Source organism: Allocellulophaga tsushimaensis (assembly GCF_055383085.1).
Window position 1 is genome coordinate 3,941,231 of record NZ_AP039451.1, and the last position, 20,731, is coordinate 3,961,961.

General features: G+C 31.4%; 12 protein-coding genes. 4 read left to right on the forward strand and 8 right to left on the reverse strand.

The genetic code is table 11. The features are described from left to right. Nucleotides 1–27: 27 nt before the first annotated feature. The 5 genes from ACZ451_RS16900 to ACZ451_RS16920 form a co-directional block, all read right to left on the reverse strand. Complete coding sequence (locus tag ACZ451_RS16900; RefSeq protein ID WP_464214555.1) at nucleotides 28–3,294, reverse strand: VCBS repeat-containing protein; 3,267 nt, start codon at nucleotides 3,292–3,294, stop codon at nucleotides 28–30. Next, nucleotides 3,287–6,619: a VCBS repeat-containing protein gene (locus ACZ451_RS16905; protein ID WP_464214557.1), complete on the reverse strand. Its 3,333-nt coding sequence runs from the start codon at nucleotides 6,617–6,619 to the stop codon at nucleotides 3,287–3,289. The genes ACZ451_RS16900 and ACZ451_RS16905 overlap by 8 nt, the downstream gene beginning before the upstream one ends. Nucleotides 6,620–6,855: 236 nt before the next feature. After that, the gene (locus tag ACZ451_RS16910; protein WP_464214559.1) at nucleotides 6,856–8,415 is read right to left on the reverse strand and encodes a RagB/SusD family nutrient uptake outer membrane protein; all 1,560 of its coding nucleotides are present in this window, start codon (nucleotides 8,413–8,415) and stop codon (nucleotides 6,856–6,858) included. Nucleotides 8,416–8,457: 42 nt separating this feature from the next. After that, nucleotides 8,458–11,733, reverse strand: coding sequence for a SusC/RagA family TonB-linked outer membrane protein (locus tag ACZ451_RS16915; protein ID WP_464214561.1), 3,276 nt, complete (start codon nucleotides 11,731–11,733; stop codon nucleotides 8,458–8,460). A gap of 148 nt (nucleotides 11,734–11,881) precedes the next feature. Continuing rightward, on the reverse strand, nucleotides 11,882–13,045 hold the full coding sequence (locus ACZ451_RS16920) for a FecR family protein (RefSeq protein ID WP_464214563.1): 1,164 nt from the start codon (nucleotides 13,043–13,045) through the stop codon (nucleotides 11,882–11,884). 151 nt (nucleotides 13,046–13,196) lie between these two features. Between ACZ451_RS16920 and ACZ451_RS16925 the strand changes: the two genes are divergently transcribed. Both ACZ451_RS16925 and xylA read left to right on the forward strand, forming a co-directional pair. After that, the gene (locus ACZ451_RS16925) at nucleotides 13,197–13,799 is read left to right on the forward strand and encodes an RNA polymerase sigma factor (protein WP_464214565.1); all 603 of its coding nucleotides are present in this window, start codon (nucleotides 13,197–13,199) and stop codon (nucleotides 13,797–13,799) included. Nucleotides 13,800–14,107: 308 nt separating this feature from the next. Next, nucleotides 14,108–15,433: a xylose isomerase gene (xylA, locus tag ACZ451_RS16930; RefSeq protein WP_464214567.1), complete on the forward strand. Its 1,326-nt coding sequence runs from the start codon at nucleotides 14,108–14,110 to the stop codon at nucleotides 15,431–15,433. Nucleotides 15,434–15,510: 77 nt separating this feature from the next. On the opposite strand, the gene ACZ451_RS16935 is transcribed toward xylA, so the two are convergent. Beyond that, a complete protein-coding gene (locus ACZ451_RS16935) occupies nucleotides 15,511–16,179 on the reverse strand; it encodes a bifunctional 4-hydroxy-2-oxoglutarate aldolase/2-dehydro-3-deoxy-phosphogluconate aldolase (protein ID WP_464214569.1) in 669 nt (222 codons plus the stop codon). Nucleotides 16,180–16,271: 92 nt separating this feature from the next. Then, a complete protein-coding gene (locus ACZ451_RS16940; RefSeq protein WP_464214571.1) occupies nucleotides 16,272–17,318 on the reverse strand; it encodes a PfkB family carbohydrate kinase in 1,047 nt (348 codons plus the stop codon). A gap of 155 nt (nucleotides 17,319–17,473) precedes the next feature. Between ACZ451_RS16940 and ACZ451_RS16945 the strand changes: the two genes are divergently transcribed. After that, the gene (locus ACZ451_RS16945) at nucleotides 17,474–18,496 is read left to right on the forward strand and encodes a LacI family DNA-binding transcriptional regulator (RefSeq protein WP_464214573.1); all 1,023 of its coding nucleotides are present in this window, start codon (nucleotides 17,474–17,476) and stop codon (nucleotides 18,494–18,496) included. A gap of 29 nt (nucleotides 18,497–18,525) precedes the next feature. On the opposite strand, the gene ACZ451_RS16950 is transcribed toward ACZ451_RS16945, so the two are convergent. Then, nucleotides 18,526–19,932, reverse strand: a complete 1,407-nt coding sequence (locus tag ACZ451_RS16950; protein WP_464214575.1) for a hypothetical protein — start codon at nucleotides 19,930–19,932, stop codon at nucleotides 18,526–18,528. Between the two features lie 194 nt (nucleotides 19,933–20,126). On the opposite strand from ACZ451_RS16950, the gene ACZ451_RS16955 reads away from it, so the two are divergent. Continuing rightward, nucleotides 20,127–20,711, forward strand: a complete 585-nt coding sequence (locus ACZ451_RS16955; RefSeq protein ID WP_464214577.1) for a non-canonical purine NTP diphosphatase — start codon at nucleotides 20,127–20,129, stop codon at nucleotides 20,709–20,711. Nucleotides 20,712–20,731 lie beyond the last annotated feature (20 nt).

Here is a 20,731-nt window from a genome sequence, read left to right on the forward strand (position 1 = left end):
ATATGCTTTTTAATATCTATGTTGTAATTATTGAATTTTATATAATTCTAATTGACTATTATTAATCATTACCACCATATAAGCTACACCTTTAATTCGTATTATTTTTATTTGACTCACTTGTTTTTTAGCTAAATTTATACCAATATCTTTTCCAAATTTTATAGTAGCATCATCAAATACTATAGCACCCATAAATCCATCATACCTACCATGATATGGGCTTACTCCCATATAATTACCAGCTAAAAAAATAGCATCAGAACCGTTTTTAGAAAAATCATGGACTAACATATTTGTAATAGGTGCTATTTGGAGTTCTTCTCTAAAAGGCACAAATGTAAATGTACCATCATCATTTTTTAAATATCCAGAAGCGAGTTCATGTACTTCTAAAGTTTTTAACTTCTTAAGTTCTGTAGTGCTAAAAATTTCTTTAACAGACTTTCCTGCAAAAGCATTATAAGTGTTAAATTTCTTTTGTAATAATGGAAGTTGTTTTGAAAGCTCATCAAAATTATTCAAAGTATAGTATGTTTTGTTTTTTGCTATACAGACTATGGTTTCTGTCATTTCGTTTTTATCAACATCCCCATAATACATCAACATAGGATAGTCTGTACTTGCCTTAAATTTAGAGTTTAACCCCCAATTCCCTAATACATAATCTACATCACCATCATGATCAATGTCAAAAGGGCTAATTGCCTGCCACAAACCATTTAATTTATCTTTTATGACTTCACTTTTTATAAAAATTCCTTTCTCATTTCGAAAAAACACGGGAGCCATCCATTCTCCAACTACAATAAGGTCTTCATCTCCATCTGCATCATAATCTGAGAAAATAGCATCAGTAACCATCCCTATTTTTTGAAGGGTTTCATTTTCAATAACTTTAAACCCTTCTGGTGTATTTTCTAATAAAAATGAATTAGGAATACTTCCAAAATTATTTGCTACTGCATTGCTCCCAATAAAAAGATCTAAATCTCCATCTTGGTCTATGTCTGCTGATTTAACAACCGAACTATTTTCATAAGATGCTGGGAATACTGTTTCTTTATAGAAGCCACCTACTCCTGTATTGCGATAATAACGATCTAATAATGGCTTACTTTTTTTATAAAATTCCCCACCACCAGAAAGCATCAATACATCATTCCCTTTTTTATGATCTAAGTTTTCAATCAGAATATGGGTATCTTCATTTATTGCATCTAATGCAATTACCGAATCTTCTTGCATTTTAAACCCATCTTCCCCTTGAATATAAATAGCAGCTTTCTGTGTTTTACCTCCACCTATGATAATATCATCCTTAAAGTCATTATTAATATCTCCTACCGCCATAGCGCGTGTTCTATCTGATATTTTATAGGGAATTAAACTTTGCCTGTTAAAATCAATAAAGTTATTTTCAGTATGCTTAAAATTTAATCCAAGGGTATTTTCTAATTGTAAAAAAACTGGCTTTTTATTAGAAAGAAGTTGTTTTTTATGAACTGTTGCTCTTACTGCTTTTTCTTTTTGAATTAGTAAACTGGTGTCTAAAGCAATATGATATAATTTTTGAAGCTCTTGATTTGGCCAAACAATGGTAATACTATCAATTAATGTTTTTGATTCAAAACCAAAATGCAGCAAAGGTTCTGACGAAGATTGAAATCCTTTAGTTGTAAAAAGTTGTTTATACTGTGTTTTTCCATTCTGATGCACAAAAATTTTACTTCCTATACCAAAACTATTTTTGGTAGTATCTTTTAATTTAAGTTTAAGATAATGGTTGGTATTTGCGCTAACATTCCTATAAAGTAATGGAGTAGCATTGATATTATTAGTTACTAGATCTAAATCACCGTCATTATCTAGATCACCGTAAGCACTACCATTAGAAAAAGAAAGATCTTGCGGCAACCATGATGCTGTTTTATCAATAAAATTAAGTGTTCCAGTCCCTTTATAAATATAATTCTGACTAGCTCCTGATGGCATTTTATCTAACACTTTTTGATCTATTATTTTTGTGTTATTAACCTGATACTTGATCTCTTCGTTAGCTATATAATTAATATAGTCTAAATCATTAGGGCGTTTAGGGATACCGTTACTAATAAAAAGGTCTTGATTTCCATCAAGGTCAAAATCGGCAAATAATGAAGACCAGCTCCAATCTGTTGCGGAAACACCACTTAACAAAGCTGTTTCAGAGAAAGAAATTGCTTTTTCATTTATCTGGAGCATATTTCTAGCATACTGATAATGATATCCTAATTTATTAATTTTCAAATTATGAATATCAATATTATCTTCTCCAATACTAGCCTTTAGGGTTTTCTCATCTTCAGGCATCATATCTAAAGTAAAAAGGTCATAATAGCCATCATTATTGATATCTGAGGCGTCACTCCCCATAGAAAACTTGCTAGTATGTCCAAATTTTTCTGTTATACTTTCTTTAAAACTACCATCTCCTTGATTGATGTAATAATAATCGTTTTCATGAAAATCATTAGAGATATAAAGATCTATATAACCGTCATTGTTAAAATCTGCTGTACAAACGCCTAATCCATAGCCAATAGTACTTCCATAAATACCAGATGTATCACTTACATCTATAAATACACCATCTTTGTTTTGCAATAGTTTGTCTCCGTTTGTTATACGATTATTACGGATAGAAGAAGCACCATAAGATGCTAAGGTGTGTACAGATTGGTTTAGTAAATACATATCTAAATCACCATCATTATCATAATCAAAAAATGCTGCTTGCGTACTATAATTTTCAAAACCTAATCCATATGGTATGGCTTGTTCTTCAAAGCCAAGGTTTCCTTTATTGATATAAAGTTCATTACGCCCTTGTAAGCCATTTACTCCCGAAACAGCGCACACATATATATCTAATAGTCCATCTCCATTAATATCTACCATAGTAGCTCCAGTATTCCAATCTGAATTTCCTGCAACTTTTGCTTTTTCTGTAATATCTTCGAATTGAAAATTTCCTTTATTTAAATAGAGTTTGTTTTTAACTTGGTTACCCGTAAAAAAAAGGTCTACTAGACCATCATTATTAATATCACCAATAGTTACACCTCCCCCATTGTAGAAATACAAATAATCTAAGATATTAAGCGTCTCAGTTGGTTTTAGGGTGTTTTTAAAGTGTATACCACTTTGCTCAGCTGAGATCAGCTCAAAAAGTTTTGGTTTTTCTTTTTGGGACTCACAACCTACTAACAATACTAGTATTAGGAAATATCGTATGTTAGATACACTAATCATTTTCTGCAATAGAATATAGTATTGGCAATTCATTATTTATTCCAATAATAATTTGTGGTGTTTTCTTTTTTGAATTTATTATTTTGATATTATTGATAACACCTTTTACAAAAAAACCAGAATCTTGATAAGGCATCCATTTAAAATCGCCTTTTCCATTACCTAGCAAAACACCTCCATAACTGGCATCTAATTGCGTAAATTGGGGCTTTAGTGAATAATCGTTTCCGCCATAAATAATATCTAAATGCCCATCATTGTTAAGATCAAAAACTTCAATAGCATTGATACATGAAAGCTGAGCCTGAACCGGCAATTTTTTTATTGTAAATGTAGTATCACCATTATTTAGCGCTACTACACTTTCAGAAATCGTAACGCTATTTTTTATGGCACGTTCTAGTTTTATTTTTGGAAATAAATCATGTACTGTTTTATTTGAATACTCCGAAAAGCGTAGGTTTTTTTTCTTTAAATCTGGTAATTGATCTGTGAGTTCTCTTTTTAAATGTATAGGAACATCTTCTCCATTTATAGTTGTGGTAAAAATTTGTTCAATAGCACCATTGTTATCAAAATCATTAACATACATTTTTAAGGTGTTTGTACTATCTGCTTTATATATTGAATTTGTTCCTCTATTACCAAGAATAAGATCTATATCTCCATCATTATCTATATCTTCAGCTTTGCATGTTTTCCAACATCCATTAAGGGCTTCAAGATTAGTAATTATTGGCTCTAATGTTTTCTCTTGATTTATATAAACCTGTACTCCACCCCAATCTTTAACTAAAATAAGATCTTTTAGCCCATCTTTATTGATATCTTCCCATACCGCATCAGTAAGCATTCCTATTTTATTTGATTCTGGAATATGTAACTGTATGCTATTCGTAAAGTTTCCTTTTCCATCATTCTCTAATAAAAAGTGTTTAGGAGCCATTCCATAAACTCCTGGAACACTTCTATTGCCCACAAAAACATCTATATCTCCATCTTGATCATAATCATAAGGCGCTATTACTGAAGTATTATAATTATTTTGAGGAAGATTGAACATACTTTTAGAAAAATTCCCTTTCCCGTCATTTATATAAAGGCGCAGGTTAAAACCATTTCTTATACTTCCCATTTCATTTCCTCCAGCGCCAACAAGTAAATCTAAAAACCCATCTCCATTAGCGTCTATGAAGCTAGCTGCAGTATCTTCATAATCAAGATCGTTGGTAAATGCTACAGTATTCTTTTTTAAAAACTTTTTATTTTTTAAAAGGTATACTTGTCCTTCTTGCCCCTTTGCTCCTCCTATAAATAGATCTTCTATACCATCATTATCTACATCTCCTGTAGCTATTACTGGCCCTTCTTTTGATATCATTTTATGAATTAAACCTTCATAATTAAAATCTACATAATTATTTTCCTTATGCGCTTCTAAAACAGTGTTTACTTCTTTAGAAAGTAATTTTTTCTGCGCTACCAATGTTTTTCCTATATAGCTATTGGTGGTATCTTTTTGATGAAAAACTAATAATTGATTGGTAGCAACATTTTTTCTGATTTGTTGACTATGATCTGGATACGTGATAATTAAAGAATCTATTTTTTTATGTACTCCAGTACCAACAGTTATCATATAATCTGATGAAGACTGAAAACCTTTTGAAGGCTGCAATTGCTGGTGTATAATTCCATTTTTGGTATAGATATCTACTTTGCTTCCTATTGCAAAAGTGTTATTGTCTTTGCCTGTTAACTTTAATTGTAGATAGGTATTAGTGGACTGTATATTTGTTTCATTTTTATAAACAAAAGCAGGCTGATTTACATTATTAACAACAAGATCTAAATCGCCATCATTATCTAAATCGCCATAGGCAGTTCCATTAGAAAAACTTGCCTCTTCAAAACCCCAAGGTCTTACTGTATTTGAAAAAGTTAAATCACCATTATTTTTAAAGGCATAATTAGGAATGGGAGTACTTGGCATTCTATCAACTATAGTGTCCATTGCAATTTTTTTGCCTGTACGTACCATTTTTTCTAAAATAGTATTGGCAAAAAAATCCATAAAATCTTGATTTGTAAGGTCGTGATAAATGCCATTAGACACGTAGATATCCTTATATCCGTCGTTATCCATATCCATTACTACGGCACCCCAACTCCAATCGGTCATGGCTATTCCTGCATGGTATGCAATTTCAGAAAAACTTTCATTTTGGTTGTTAAGCTGCAATGTATTTTGCATAAATTGATTATGAAAACCTTTTTCTTTTTTGAGCTGTAACAAATCATACCGTTCAAATTCATTTGTCTCTTTTACACGGCTTAATTTTTCCGGTAGCATATCAGTTACATAAACATCAGGATATCCATCATTATTAATATCCGCTAAATCTGCTCCCATTGATGACAGACTTAAATGATTAGTCCAATCTTTTATTTCTTCAGAAAAACTACCATCTTTATTATTAATGTATAAATAATCGCGTTCATAAAAATCATTAGATACATAGATGTCTGGCCACTGATCGTTATTAATATCGCCTACAGTTACGCCAAGTCCAAACCCAATAAGACTACCATAAATACCAGCTTCTTCACTAACATCAACAAAATAATTAGCATCGTTTCTCAATAGCTTATCACCACCGCCTTTTAAAATAGCATCAACATCCCAATCTTTACTCCTTAAATCTCGTTTGTTAGAAAAACTTAAACTGTTTACTGGTATAAAACTATTGTTTAACAGGTAAACATCTAAATCTCCATCATTATCATAATCAAAAAATGAAGCATGTGTAGTAAAACCATTATCGGCTAGGTTATATTTTTCCGCAGCTTCTGTAAATGTGAGGTCTTTGTTATTAATGTAGAGTTCATTTTTTTGATTATCGCCATCAATATTTCCTGCATTACAAACATAAATATCCAACCAACCATCTGCATTGATATCTACCATAACTACACCAGTAGACCATTTGTTTTTTCCAGAAACTCCAGCGTTTTCTGTAATATCCTGAAATTTAAAATTTCCTTTATTTAAGTATAGCTTATTTTTATTTTGATTGGCTGTAAATATAATATCAGAAAGACCATCATTATTAATATCACCAATCCCTACCCCACCTCCATTATAAAAATTACGGTAGTTAAAAATATTAAGGTCTTTAGTATTCGTAATTGTATTTTCAAAACGAATATTTGTTTCCTCAGAGCTAACTTTTTTAAATAGTGTTTTAGAGGTGTTTTTTTCTTTAGTTTCTACACAGGAGAAAATTCCGCAAAAAAATATTAAAATAAAAAAATGCTTACCCATATATGTTTTTGTGCTCTTTTTTTAATAGCAATATATTTAAAAAAACACCCCATACACTATATTAACTTCCTTAATCAAAAATATTTTTTGAGGGAATTATACTTTCAAAAGAAAATTAATTTGCTATGGAGTGTTTCCAAAAAACTAAACTCAAAACTTAAACAGTAAAAAATAGGTTTAATCAATATAAACCTAAACTCTTTTTTTTATGGTTTACATAAAAATTAATTCGTTTATTAATATCCCGGATTCTGATTTAAATTAGGGTTTGCTAATATTGCTGTAGGCGGAATTGGGTATAAAACTCTTTCTGCTGTAGTTGCAGGTTTCTCTTGCCAAGCATCTAAAAATTTACCAAATCTAATTAAATCATTTCTTCTCCATCCTTCCCAATACAACTCTCTTGCTCTTTCAGCTAAAAGATTTTCTGCAGTTACTTCTGTAAATGGCGATGGTGTTGTATATCTAACTGTTCTCACTGCATTTACAGCCTCTAAAGCAGTTTGTCCCATAGGATCTGTTCCCCCTCTAAATATAGCTTCAGCTTTATTCATTAAAACATCACCATATCGTAACAATACCATACTATTGGTAGGATTATCTGCGTTATCATTACCACCAGTAAAGTCAGGGATGTATTTTAATACTCTAATCCCTTCTGTTTCGCCATTTACTTTTAGCGTTACTTCTCTTGTAAAATCAACTGGGGTAACACCATCTCTAGCAAATACCTGTGCACCTGTTTCGTCTGTTTGTAATCCTATAAGAAAACCTGCATTAACTCCAGAGTTTTCTGTATATGGATTAGTTGCACTATTATAAGGCCCTCCTAAACGACTATCCTCTTCATCAAAAGTGTCATAAAAATCAGATAATGTTGCATAACCACTCCATCCATTAGGTTTTTGGTTCCAATGCAAAGAACAATTCCATTTTGCTTTAAATTGTGGAATTTGAGAGGAAGGAACAGAAAAAATTAATTCTGAACTTTGCACATCATTTAACTCTGCAAATGTATTGAAATATCCTAATACCCCTGGTGATAATGAATACTCTCCTGAATCTATAATTGCATTTGCATATTCAATCACTTTATCCATATCCGCAGCTTCAAAATTAAAAGAGCTTGAAACACTTCTGTCTTCAACATCATAAACAGCTTTATTAAGATAAAGCTTGCATAAAATAGCTCTAGCGGTATTCTTATTTGCTACATTAGGGCTGGATGTATCAGGTAAATCTGGCAATGCAGATTCTAAATCTTCAATAAGAAATGCAACAGATTCGGCTGAAGTTCTCACGGTTGGATCTACCTCTAAGCCATCAGTAGCTTCTCTAAAAACAGTAATGCCCCAAAAGTCTAAAATATGAAACATATAAAAAGCTCTTACCGTTTTTGCTTCTGCAATTATTTGAGGAGTTGCACCAGTACCAGCAATAGCTTCAGTAGCTCTAAAAACCCCTGCATTTAAGTCGCTCCAAACAGTTCTAATAAATAAATGATCAGGAGCCCATGAATGCAAATGCATTTGTTGAAATACACCATTATCAAACCAATCTCCACCTCTTGTTGGTCCCATAAGTACATCGGAAGGATGTTCCGATAAACCAAAAATAGTTCTTTCGTTAGCAAATTCTCTTAGGTTACCGTATGCAGATGCTAATAATTCGCTAGAATCACCAGAACCTTCAGGAGTAATTCCTGATAGGTTATTAAATTCTAAATCCGTACATGCGCCCAATATAATTAGGCCAAAAAAACTAACTATTAGTTTTATTTTATTTTTTATTTTCATAGTTGTAGTTATTATTATTATACATAATATTTAAGTCAAATATTAGAATGAAACTTCTAATCCTGCAGCTAAAGTACGTGCTCTAGGGTATGCTGAGTAATCAATACCAAAAGATGGTACACCATTAATATTTTTATCAACATTTACCTCAGGGTCTTGACCTGAATACCCAGTGATGGTAAATAAGTTTTGCCCCGTAAGGCTAAATCTCAGTTTATCAATAAAATTAATTTTATCTGTATTAAAGTTATACCCAACAGATAAGTTCTGTAATCTTAAAAAAGAACCATTTTCTAAGAAACGTGTAGAAACTCCATTACCATTGGTATCTGCTTCGCCATTATTTAATATATTTCGGGTAACATTGTGCCCTCCAACAAGAGCAGATCTATAGAACTGAGCATTAGCATTATTATTATAAATATATGCCCCTACCTGACCCGAGAAAAACATATTTATATCAAAATTTTTAATAGTTATATAATTAGATAAACCAAATGTAAAATCTGGTAAAGGAGATTTATCCAGAATTGTAGGAGCACTTTCTATACTAAATCCATTTTCATCAAATCCGCTAAATTCAGATATAAAGTATGAATAAAGTGGTCGTCCTTCTGTAATAACCTGCGCAAATGCTCCTGTTAAACCTGGACCACTAATAGCTCCTGTTTGAATTGTTCTATCAATCCTGGTTACCTCATTTTTATTGTAACCAATATTAAATGAAGAAGTCCAGTTAATATCATCTTTCTTTATAATATCTGCTTCTATACCAAATTCAAAACCTTGGTTAACCACTTCTGCATCTAAATTAGCAAAAAAGAAAGGAGCAGGTGCCGGTACAGCACTATCTAGTTGCAACAATAAATTAGTAGTTGTTTTTTTATACACATCAAAAGAACCTCTAACTCTACTATCTAAAAAAGCAAAATCAATTCCTGCATTTAACTGACTGGTCTGTTCCCATTTAAGATCTGGGTTAGAAAATCTTGGTGCAGAAAGATTATTATTACGATCAAAACGTTGGATAGTTAAAGCCGCTCCACCCGGGAATTCCTGATTTCCTGTGATACCATATCCTATTCTAAATTTAAGGTTATCAATAGCGTCTGGTATAAAATCTTCGTCAGACAATCTCCATGCTAATGCTACAGAAGGAAAATATCCATATCTATTATTCTCCCCAAATTTACTAGATCCATCAGCTCTTAATGTAGCAGTAGCTAAATACTTCCCATCATAAGAGTAATTTACTCTTCCAAAAAAGGATTGAAGCTCATCTGATGTAGCATCACTCCTAGCCTCTCCTGCGTTACCAATTGATGTATTAGCAGACTCTAAGTTATTTATCATAACATCTAAATCTGAAGTCTGAAAATTTTCTGTTGTAAATACAGAAGATGTTGTATTAAATTTTTGATACGAATACCCTCCAAGTACATTTAACCTACTATGATCATTAAGATCTGTATTATAGTTTAATGTATGCTCTAATAACAAATTAGACTGAAAAGCGTTTGCTACTGTTACAATACCTCCTCTAGAGGATATTGCTGCGATAAGATCACTAGAAACACCACTGATACGCTGAGAGTTAGAACGATCTACACCATAGTTAAACTTATACGAAAAATTATCTGTAAAATTATAATTTGCAGAAATAGTAGCTAAAATTCTTAACGTATTGGTATTATCTCTAGAAAGTGCTAAAATAGCTGCTGGGTTAAGTTCTGAAACTCCAGGCTGATTAAAACTACCATCTGCATTAAAAATAGGTTGTGTAGGGTTTGCTCTGTTAGCAGCGCCTAATAAATCCCCAGGTACACCTGCATCATTAGAAATTTGTGGATTATCATCTAAAATATTGGCACCTGCAGCAAAAGCAATGATTTTTAATTTATCATTAAATAATTTATAACTGGTATTAATAGTACCTGTGTACACTTTTGTGCCACTACCTTTTACAATACCTTCTTGATCTTGAGAACCAAAAGATAGCGAATAAGTAGAATCACCATCTTCCGTGCCACCACCATAGCTAATATGATGATTCTCAGAAAGTGCAGATCTATATACTACATCTTGCCAATCTGTATTACCACCTAAGTCATTACCTCCGGCTGCCACAAATTCTTCTGCGGATAGCAGGGGTAGTTCTCTAGTGATATTACTAACAGCTAAAGAAGAATTATATATTAAAGCATTTTTGTTAGCCTTTCCAGATCTTGTTGTTATTATAATGACACCATTAGCTCCTCTAGAACCATAAATAGCGGTTGCTGATGCATCTTTTAAAATATCAATACTTACAATATCTCTAGGGTTAAGAAAACTAAGTGGGTTTTTTGGAGTGGTGTTTCCGTTACCTGCATCGTTACCTCCTACATTAGCACCAGATGGTGCTATAGGTGCACCACTTAAAGGTACTCCATTAACTACATATAAGGGACCGTTACCACTCCTAACAGAAGATGTACCTCTAATTCTAACATTTACATTACCACCTGGTTCACCACCATCAGAAGAAATTTGCACTCCTGGAGATTTACCCTGAATTAATAATTCTGGAGATGATATTTGTCCTCTATTAAAGACACCCGCTTTTAAGGTAGATACTGCACCAGTAACATCTCTCTTAGCTATAGAACCATATCCAATAATCACTACTTCATCTAAACCAGCAGCACTTTCTTTTAAAATAACATCTATAGTGGTTTTTCCATCTACAGGTATTTCTACTGTAGCAAAACCAATATAAGAAATCACTAAAACTGGATTCTCTCCTTGTGGCTCTATGGTAAAATTACCATCAAAATCTGTTTGTGCACCATTAGTAGTTCCTTTTTCTAAAACGCTAGCACCTGGTAAAGGAACACCTCCTGAATCTTTTACACTACCAGTTATTGCAACTTGCGCAGTTTTTATTGTTTTTTGGGGGGAAGCTTCACTAGTTTTTTGTTTCTTTACTAATAAAATTTTTCGGTTTTCTATTTCAAAACCTGTATTTGTATTATTAAATAGATCAAGTAAAATTTTATCTATAGTCTGTTTCTTATGATTTATGGAAACGATCCTATTCAAATCAATAACTTTAGTATTAAATAAGAACTTAAACTCAGTTTTCAATTCTATCTCATCTATTACATCAGTAACCTTAACATTATCCATTTGCAAGGTAATTTTTGTACCTTGAGAATATGAAGTATTTGCTTGTAACACAAAGACCATTGCAAACAGAAAAAGAATGGATAACTTCATTTTTAAATCAAATTTTGGAACTCCAAATTTTAAAAAATTGGAGTTAAATACTTTTTTCATAATTTTGTAGTGTTAGAAAGTGGTTAACTTTAATTAGTTTGTCACATAAATACATCGGGAAATGTGACAGCATTTTCCGATATTTTTTTATTTAAAAAGGTGTAACTTTTATTAACTTAACTTTTTTTATTTCATTGGCATTTAATTTTTAATTGATTACGACTTTATTATTTATAATTTGATATTGTATTTGATGCACTTTCTTAAAATAATTTAAGACGTCTTCTAAAGATTCTTTATCCACTTCTATTGTTGCATTAAAAGTTTCATTTGAAAGTGCCACATTATTATTTATTATTGATGTATTATATTGACGTTCTAATCTTTTAATAATATTATCGAAAGATTCATTTCTAAAAACAATATTGCCATCCATCCAAGAAGTATAAAGGAGTGTATTTACTTTACTTTTATTAATTGTTTTTAGTTCTTTATTAAAAGTTCCTTTAAAACCAGGTTGAAGAAGGTTTGGTGTATTAGAATCTAAAGGTTTACCTTGTTCTGATAAACCAACAGAACCTTCAATTAATACAACATCTGTTTCTTGATCTTCAGGGTATGCTATTACATTAAATTCTGTGCCTACCACTTGCACATTTAATTCCTGAGCATTTACAACAAAAGGATTTTCTTTATCTTCCGCCACATCAAAATAAGCTTCACCTTTTAAATATACTTGGCGTTTTTGTCCATCTAGAAACTGTACTGGATATCTAAGAGATGTGCCAGAATTTAGATATACCAATGTATTATCGGATAATCTTATTTCAAATTTTTTACCATAGGGAATATTTATAGTATTGTAAACAAGTTCTGAGATTTTACTATCGTTTGAGTAAACAAGTTGTTCCCCCTCTTGTTTACCAATTACTTTACCTTCAGAATCTACCAATTTGGTTTGTCCGTCTGGCGAAATAATCTGGATATTACCATTATCTAACTTCAGCGTTATAGCTTCTTCTGTAGGATTTAATAATTCATCATTAGAATTCTTTAAAAAATCTGTTTGAAAAAAATAGCCCAGGGCTAAAAAAAGAATTGCAACTGCAGCATATTTTAGAATTTGATTTTGCTTAAAGCGGTAGAAAATACTTTTTTCTTTCCTAATCTCTTTAAGTAGGCGTTCTCTAATTTCACTAGAATCTGGGTTATTCATTCCAAGGGTTATTGCGTAATGGGTTTTTATATAATCTTTAAAAATCGCTTCATTTGATGGATCTTGTAACCAAACACTTAGTTTATCCAATTCTGCTTTATTAGCTGAATTATGAAGAAATTGGATAATAGTTTTTTGAATTTCAGATGCATCCATAAATACAGGTCTTTTAATTAATACAAAGCAAATTTGCGATACCCTAATCTTTTTAAAATATTTTTTTTAAAAAATTCTCAATTAATATGATATTTTTTTTTAATTCGTAATTAATTAGTAGGTTTGATTGCCATATCAACAAACAAATAACATGGATTTAACAGATAATAAGGTTTTGATTGATTCTTTAAAGAGAGGTGAAGAGAAAGCCTATATGTATTTATTAGATAAATATCACAGGAAACTTTATGCTTATGCATTAACCTTAATAGACAATCATGCGCAAGCACAGGATATCGTCCAAAATGTGCTTTTAAAAACGTGGCAAACGAGAGAAAATCTTAATAATAAATATTCTATCCAGAGCTTTTTATATAAATCTGTTTATAATGAATTTGTAAATACCTACAAAAAGGATAGAGCTACCATGACGCTACAAATGAAATACTATGAATTTTTATACGAAGAGGTAGAAAAAACAGATGAGAAAAACTATAAGAAAGTCATCGATTTAATTACTACTGAAATTGATAAGTTGCCGCCAAAATGCAAACAGATCTTTTCATTAAGTAAAAAAGAAGGCCTAACCAATGTTGAAATATCCGATTATTTAGACATTTCTGTTAAAACAGTAGAAGCACAAATCACGAAAGCTTTTACAAAACTTCGAATAAAATTAGGAGACAAAATAGAAGTATTGTTATATCTGTTTTTTCATGAAAACCCGGTAACAAAAGAGCGTAAGCTAAATTAACTTTTCTTTACCTCCACGACCAAAATACACCTAATTAGCCAAAATTAATCGTTTTATCTAAAGATTAGTTTTGATAGCTATAACACATAAAAATCTTTAACATTCTAACACTTATTACTTATCTAACACCTGGAAGATATAACAAGTTATGTTATTAGTGTATTTAATAAACATAATGAGCTAAGAAACACTAAAAGTTAGGGTATTAGTAATTTGCTTTGTATTACTATTAAGATCTTATAAATTACCAGATAATAAATTCACAAAAACAATTAATATATTATACAAACCCTAACAAAATCAATAAAATGGCACTTATAGGAAATAAAGAATACTTTAAAGGAATAGGCGATATAAAATTTGAAGGGAAAGAATCTGATAATCCTTTAGCGTTTAAATATTATAATCCAAGTCAAGTGGTTGCTGGAAAAACAATGAGTGAACATTTACGCTTTGCCATTGCTTATTGGCATACCTTCTGTGGGCAAGGTGCCGATCCTTTTGGGCCAGGTACGCAGAATTTTCCTTGGGATCAACCCACCAATGCTATTGATGCCGCTAAAGAAAAAGCAGATGCTGCTTTTGAGTTTATTACAAAAATGGGCTTTGACTATTTCTGCTTTCACGATTATGATTTAGTGCAAGAAGGTACTACTCTTGTTGAGTCTGAAAAAAGATTGGCGACTATTACTGATTTTATTAAAGAGAAAAAAGTAGCTTCTGGTGTAAAACTATTATGGGGTACTGCTAATTGTTTCTCCAATCCAAGATATATGAATGGTGCAGCTACTAATCCAGATTTTAATGTTTTAGCAAGAGCGGGCGGACAAATAAAACTGGCCTTAGATGCTACGATTGCTTTAGATGGTGAAAACTATGTTTTTTGGGGTGGTCGTGAAGGTTATATGTCTTTACTGAATACGGATATGAAAAGAGAATTAGACCATATGGGACAGTTCTTAGGGTTGGCAAGAGATTATGCCCGTAGTCAAGGTTTTAAAGGCACTTTCTTTATTGAACCTAAGCCTATGGAACCTATGAAACATCAGTATGATTTTGATGCTGCAACTGTGGTTGGATTCTTAAATCAGTATGGTTTACAAGATGATTTTAAATTAAACTTAGAAGTAAACCATGCTACTTTAGCGAGCCATACCATGCAACACGAAATGGAAGTTGCTGTTGCTCATAATATGTTAGGGAGTATTGATGCTAACCGTGGGGATTACCAAAATGGTTGGGATACAGATCAGTTTCCTAATAATATCCAAGAAGTGACTGAAGCTATGTTAGTATTCTTAAAAGGTGGTGGCTTACAAGGAGGAGGTATTAATTTTGATGCTAAAATTAGAAGGAACTCTACGGATATGGAAGATGTATTCTTAGCGCATATTGGTGGTGCTGATACCTTTGCTAGAGCCTTATTAACTGCTGATAAAATTATTAGTTCTTCTTCTTATGATGCGCTACGCACTAAACGTTATAGTTCTTTTGATACAGGGAAAGGAAAAGATTTTGAAAATGGAAAACTAGATTTTAAAGCTTTATATGAAATTGCCTTAGAAAACGGAGAATTAGAATTGCAAAGCGGTAAACAAGAATTGTTCGAGAATATAATCAATCAGTATATTTAGAAACTGATTTCAAGGGATAAAAAAATCCAGTGCTAATACACTGGATTTTTTGTTTTCGATAAGTCTAGCTAATATCATTAGCTTCTCAAGTTTTTGATTAAAGCTAAGGTTTCTCTAACTGTTTTTTCTAAACCAGCATAATCTTCATTAGCTAAAATTTCTTTGCTAATTAATTTAGATCCCATACCAACACAAGTAACACCAGCATCAAACCAACCTTTTAAGTTTGCTTCTTCTGTACTTACTCCACCAGTTGGCATTACGCTTGTCCATGGTTGTGGACCTTTAATTCCTTTTACAAAACCTGGACCATAAAGAGAGCCTGGAAAAAGCTTAACAATTTCACAGCCTAACTCTTCTGCATCATTAATTTCTGTTAATGAACCACAACCAGGAGACCATAAAACTTTTCTACGATTACAAACTTTTGCAATATCTACTCTAAGCGACGGTGTTACAATAAAGTTTGCGCCCATTTGCATAAATAAAGATGCAGCGGCTGCGTCTGTTATAGAGCCAACCCCCATAATCATCCCTGGTAGTTCTTTAATAGCATACTTATTTAATTCTGAAAAAACTTCAAAAGCAAAGTCCCCTCTAGCTGTAAATTCCATTAATCTGGAACCTCCATCATAACATGCCTTTAAAACTTTTTTACCTAATGCTATATTAGGGTGATAAAATAAAGGAACCATTCCGTTTTCCTTCATTACTGCTGCTACTTCTATTCTTGAATATTGTGCCATTTTTCCTTAAATGTTAATTTGTTAATTTGTTTGATTGTTGATTTGAAAAAACGATATACTATTCTACAAATCAACAATTAAACAAACATTATTTATCTAGCAACACGTCCTGAAGCATCGCCGCCCATTAATTTTTCAACTTCTGCTACGGTTGCTAAGTTTGCATCTCCTTTTATTGTATGTTTTAGACAAGAAGCTGCAACAGCAAAATCTAATGCATTCTGATCATTCTCTGGGTATTTTAATAATCCGTAAATTAATCCTCCCATAAAAGAATCGCCACCACCCACTCTATCTACAATATCTGTAATCTGGTACTGACGTGTTTGGAATAAAGTTTTACCATCATATAAAACGCCTGCCCATGTATTGTGTGATGCAGAAATAGAACCTCTTAAGGTTGTAATCACTTTTTTAGCTCTAGGGAATTTTTTCATCATTTGCTCACAAACAGATAAAAAAGCTTCTGCTTTTACATTATGCCCTTCAGTTTGTACGCTAATACCTTCTGGTTTAATTCCAAAGTGCATTTCGGCATCTTCTTCATTTCCTAAAACAATATCACAATAAGAGGTTAACTCCGTCATAATGGTTTCTCTATGAGCTGCATCACAGAATTTCCAAAGCTTTGCCCTATAATTTAAATCTGTAGAAATGGTAATTCCCTTAGCACTTGCTGCTTTTACAGCTTCTAGGCATACATCTGCTGCTCCTTGAGAAATAGCAGGGGTAATTCCTGTCCAATGAAACCATTCAACACCATCAAAAACAACATCCCAATCTATCATCCCCGACTCAATTTCGGCAATAGCAGAATGTGCTCTATCATATACTACTTTAGAGCCTCTAGATACTGCACCAGTTTCTAAAAAGTAAATTCCTAAACGATCACCTCCATAAACTATTTTATCAGTCCCTACACCTCTTTTTCTCATTTCCATTAAAGCACAAGCACCAATATCATTTTTTGGTAAACGTGTAACAAAATCTACAGAAACACCATAATTAGCTAAAGAAACTGCTACATTAGACTCTCCTCCTCCATAAACTACATCAAAACTATTTGTTTGCGAAAATCTTAAAAATCCTGGAGGTGCTAAACGAAGCATAATTTCTCCAAAAGTTACTACTCTACCCATTTTATTTGTTTTTAAGTTGATATTAATTAAAGTTGCTTAAACGTTAAAGCAAATTCTTTAAAAGAAAACAAAATAGACTTCAGAAAAGTGTTATTTTGTTTCTAAAAGCTAAAAGACTTACTTTTGCTTAAACGTTTAAGCAAATATATATAAAATTGGGAAAGAAAAAAAAATCAACCATAAAAGATATTGCAAATGTTTTACATATATCGGCTGCTGCTGTTTCTAAAGCCTTACATAACGATCCCAGAATTAGCAATAAAACAAAAGAAGCCGTAAAAAAGGTTGCTAAAGACTTAGACTATCAACCTAACCATCTTGCCAGTGCATTACGAAGTGGAAAAAGTAATCTTGTAGGTGTTATTGTTCCTAGAACCAATAGCAATTTCTTTTCGTCTGTAATACAGAATTTAGAGGAAGTTTTAAATAAAGAAGGGTATAACATTATTATTACCCAATCTAATGAATCTTTTAAAAAGGAATGTGATACTATAGATACGTTGTTGTTTACTCAAGTAGATGGCATTATTGCTTCTATGGCAAACGAAACAGTTGACTTAAGCTATTACGAAAAAATTAAAGCAAAAGGAATTCCGCTTATTTTGTTTGATCGTGGGGAGAATGATCTAAATGTAGATTATATTGGAATTAATGATTATGATAGTAGCCATATGATTGTAGAACATTTGGTAAAAAGAGGCTGTAAACGAATTGCACATATTGGTGGTTATAAACATACCCGCATTTTTAATAACAGAATTAGAGGGTATATTGATGCTATTACAAAGCACCAATTACCCTTAGATCCGGAATTACTAATAGAAAGTAGCCTTAGTATTGAGGAAGGAAGAGCAAAAATGTTAGCATTGTTAAAGTTACAAAATAGACCAGATGCTGTATACATTGCTAGTGATTATGCTGCTTTAGGCGCATTACAAGTACTAAATGAACAAGGTGTTAAAGTACCCGAAGATATTGCTTTAATTGGCTTTGGAAACGAACCTTTTACAGCTATGGTAACTCCAACATTATCTAGTATTAATCAGCATAGTGCTGAAATTGGAAAACAAGCTGCCAAAACCTTTTTAGCACACGCTAAAAAAACAACTGTAAAGCAAAAGCTAAATAAAATAATTTTAAAAGCTGAATTAATTGTTAGAGCTTCTTCAAACTACTAGTCTAACACCATAACAGCCTATATTATATACTAGTAATCAACATTTCTAATAATTATCTTTTTTTCACCATTTAAATATATTAAAGTAGTATTAGTATCAAAAAAAGCAGCAGAGACTTTTCTATTTAACTTTGAATTTTGATATTTACTAAAAACTTTTTTCTTATCTATTTTCCTTAATTTGGTGGTATAATTTTCTTTTGACTGAATTTTAAAATTTTTATCAAGTACAAATTCTATTACCTCCTCATTATCATATGTATAAAAAATAGCATCAAGGTTTTCATAAAAACTAGGATTAGGGCTAAACCTTGGAACACTATTTATGGATTGTTGATGAAATTGTTGGTGCTGTAAAAACATCTGATGATGCCACCAAAAATCATTATTATAATTATATCTTTCAGGATATACCCTTGAAATGCGTACCATTAAATTTTCATCTTCAGTTTCGTAAACAGTTATAGTTGGTCTTATCTTTTTTTTTGATACATTTCTTACATAAGATTCTACAATAAATTTTCTTGATATACTTGAATTCATTGTAAAATCATCTATTCCCCTGTATTCTTTTAAAAAAACAGAGTCTTCTAAACTTCTAACCTGTAATAACAGGTCTTCCTTAGAAATGGATAAACAAAATAAATATTTATTATATAAAAATGAATTATTATCTTTTATATCATCTAAGTTAGAAGTAACAAATCTAGAAACATTAACTCCTTTTTCTGGCTGATCCAAATCAAACGTAAACACCTTATTTACACCTTTTGCATAATCCAAGGTATAGTGTATTTTATTTCCTAATCCATATACTTTTTCATTTTTTATAGAACCATTCTCAGAATATTCGTCTGTTAAAATTTGAGTTGGCTTTGAAAAAAGGGTAATGACCTTAGAAAATGCGTTTTGTTGTTTTTCAGGGATTTTAAAAGCTATGCTTTTAAAATTCTTAGAAGATTTTATTTCTAAAAATTCTGCGGTATAATCGATACTAGATAAATACGAAATAATAGTCTTATCCTCATATTTAAACACATTGGTAGCATCCTTAAATTTTATTGGATCAGAAGTTATGGAGATACCAGTATCTAGGTCTAAGTCTGTGACATAATATATCTTTTTTCTTGCTAAGAAAGATACATAAGTAAATACTCCATTATTTACATGATGTCCAACAATATTGGATTTAGGAATATAATTTATTGCTTTGAGTTTTTTTACGTCCCTGTTTTCAGTAACATAATAAGGCTTACTATAATACCTTTTTCCATTTTTCTCTCTGTAATTAACAAAATGCAAACTGCTTTTCCCAATATCAAAGGAATTTGTACTAAGCACTTTTAAATTAGGGTTATTTTTTTCTGATAAAATTGTTTGTTGAGCATTAGAAATAGAAAATAACAACAACAAAAAAACTAACAATAATTTATGCATACTATGGTTTAGTTTGATTTAATAATTTAGAGATAAATATAAGAAAATTTACTATGATATTTATAATTCTATTTGTTTAAGCAGTACAATATTGTTGTATTGATCAGAAATTAAATGATTTTGATCTGTATTTGTGATTTTATTTAATTCAGAAATTTTGTAAGATATTAGCCTTTTAATAAAAATGAAAATACATGAAATTAGTTTTTGCAACACACAACCAAAATAAAGTAGAAGAAGTAAAAGCTATGATGCCAAAAAACATCACACTACTCTCTTTAAATGATATTAATTGTTTTGATGAAATCCCTGAAACAGCAAATACTTTAGAAGGTAATGCTAAATTGAAAGCTGATTTTGTAACAAAAAAATATAACTTAGATTGTTTTGCTGATGATACTGGACTTTTGGTAGCTATCTTAAATGGAGAACCGGGCGTATATTCTGCACGCTATGCTGGAGCTCAAAAAAATGCTGAAGCAAATATGAATAAGCTTTTAACTTCATTAAAAAACAAAAAAGACAGAGCAGCATATTTTGAAACTTGTATTGTTTTAAATATTGGAAAGCAACAAAAAATATTTAAGGGAATTGCTAAAGGAAAAATCACGCACAAAAAACATGGAGAAAAAGGTTTTGGCTATGATCCTATTTTTAGACCAGATGGTTTTAAGGAAACTTTTGCAGAATTACCACAAGAAATTAAAAATAAAATTAGTCATCGCGGACAAGCTACAAGAGCATTAATTAGCTATTTGCATGGTATAGAAACAAAATAAAAAAAATAAAAGTATACATA

Bases quoted from the DNA above. Each gene is read 5' to 3' on its own strand.
- ACZ451_RS16950 (WP_464214575.1), bottom strand. From the start codon at position 19,932: ATGCATAAATTATTGTTAGTTTTTTTGTTGTTGTTATTTTCTATTTCT.
- ACZ451_RS16940 (WP_464214571.1), bottom strand. From the start codon at position 17,318: ATGGGTAGAGTAGTAACTTTTGGAGAAATTATGCTTCGTTTAGCACCT.
- xylA (WP_464214567.1), top strand. From the start codon at position 14,108: ATGGCACTTATAGGAAATAAAGAATACTTTAAAGGAATAGGCGATATA.
- ACZ451_RS16915 (WP_464214561.1), bottom strand. From the start codon at position 11,733: ATGAAAAAAGTATTTAACTCCAATTTTTTAAAATTTGGAGTTCCAAAA.
- ACZ451_RS16925 (WP_464214565.1), top strand. From the start codon at position 13,197: ATGGATTTAACAGATAATAAGGTTTTGATTGATTCTTTAAAGAGAGGT.
- ACZ451_RS16905 (WP_464214557.1), bottom strand. From the start codon at position 6,619: ATGGGTAAGCATTTTTTTATTTTAATATTTTTTTGCGGAATTTTCTCC.
- ACZ451_RS16920 (WP_464214563.1), bottom strand. From the start codon at position 13,045: ATGGATGCATCTGAAATTCAAAAAACTATTATCCAATTTCTTCATAAT.
- ACZ451_RS16910 (WP_464214559.1), bottom strand. From the start codon at position 8,415: ATGAAAATAAAAAATAAAATAAAACTAATAGTTAGTTTTTTTGGCCTA.
- ACZ451_RS16955 (WP_464214577.1), top strand. From the start codon at position 20,127: ATGAAATTAGTTTTTGCAACACACAACCAAAATAAAGTAGAAGAAGTA.
- ACZ451_RS16935 (WP_464214569.1), bottom strand. From the start codon at position 16,179: ATGGCACAATATTCAAGAATAGAAGTAGCAGCAGTAATGAAGGAAAAC.
- ACZ451_RS16900 (WP_464214555.1), bottom strand. From the start codon at position 3,294: ATGATTAGTGTATCTAACATACGATATTTCCTAATACTAGTATTGTTA.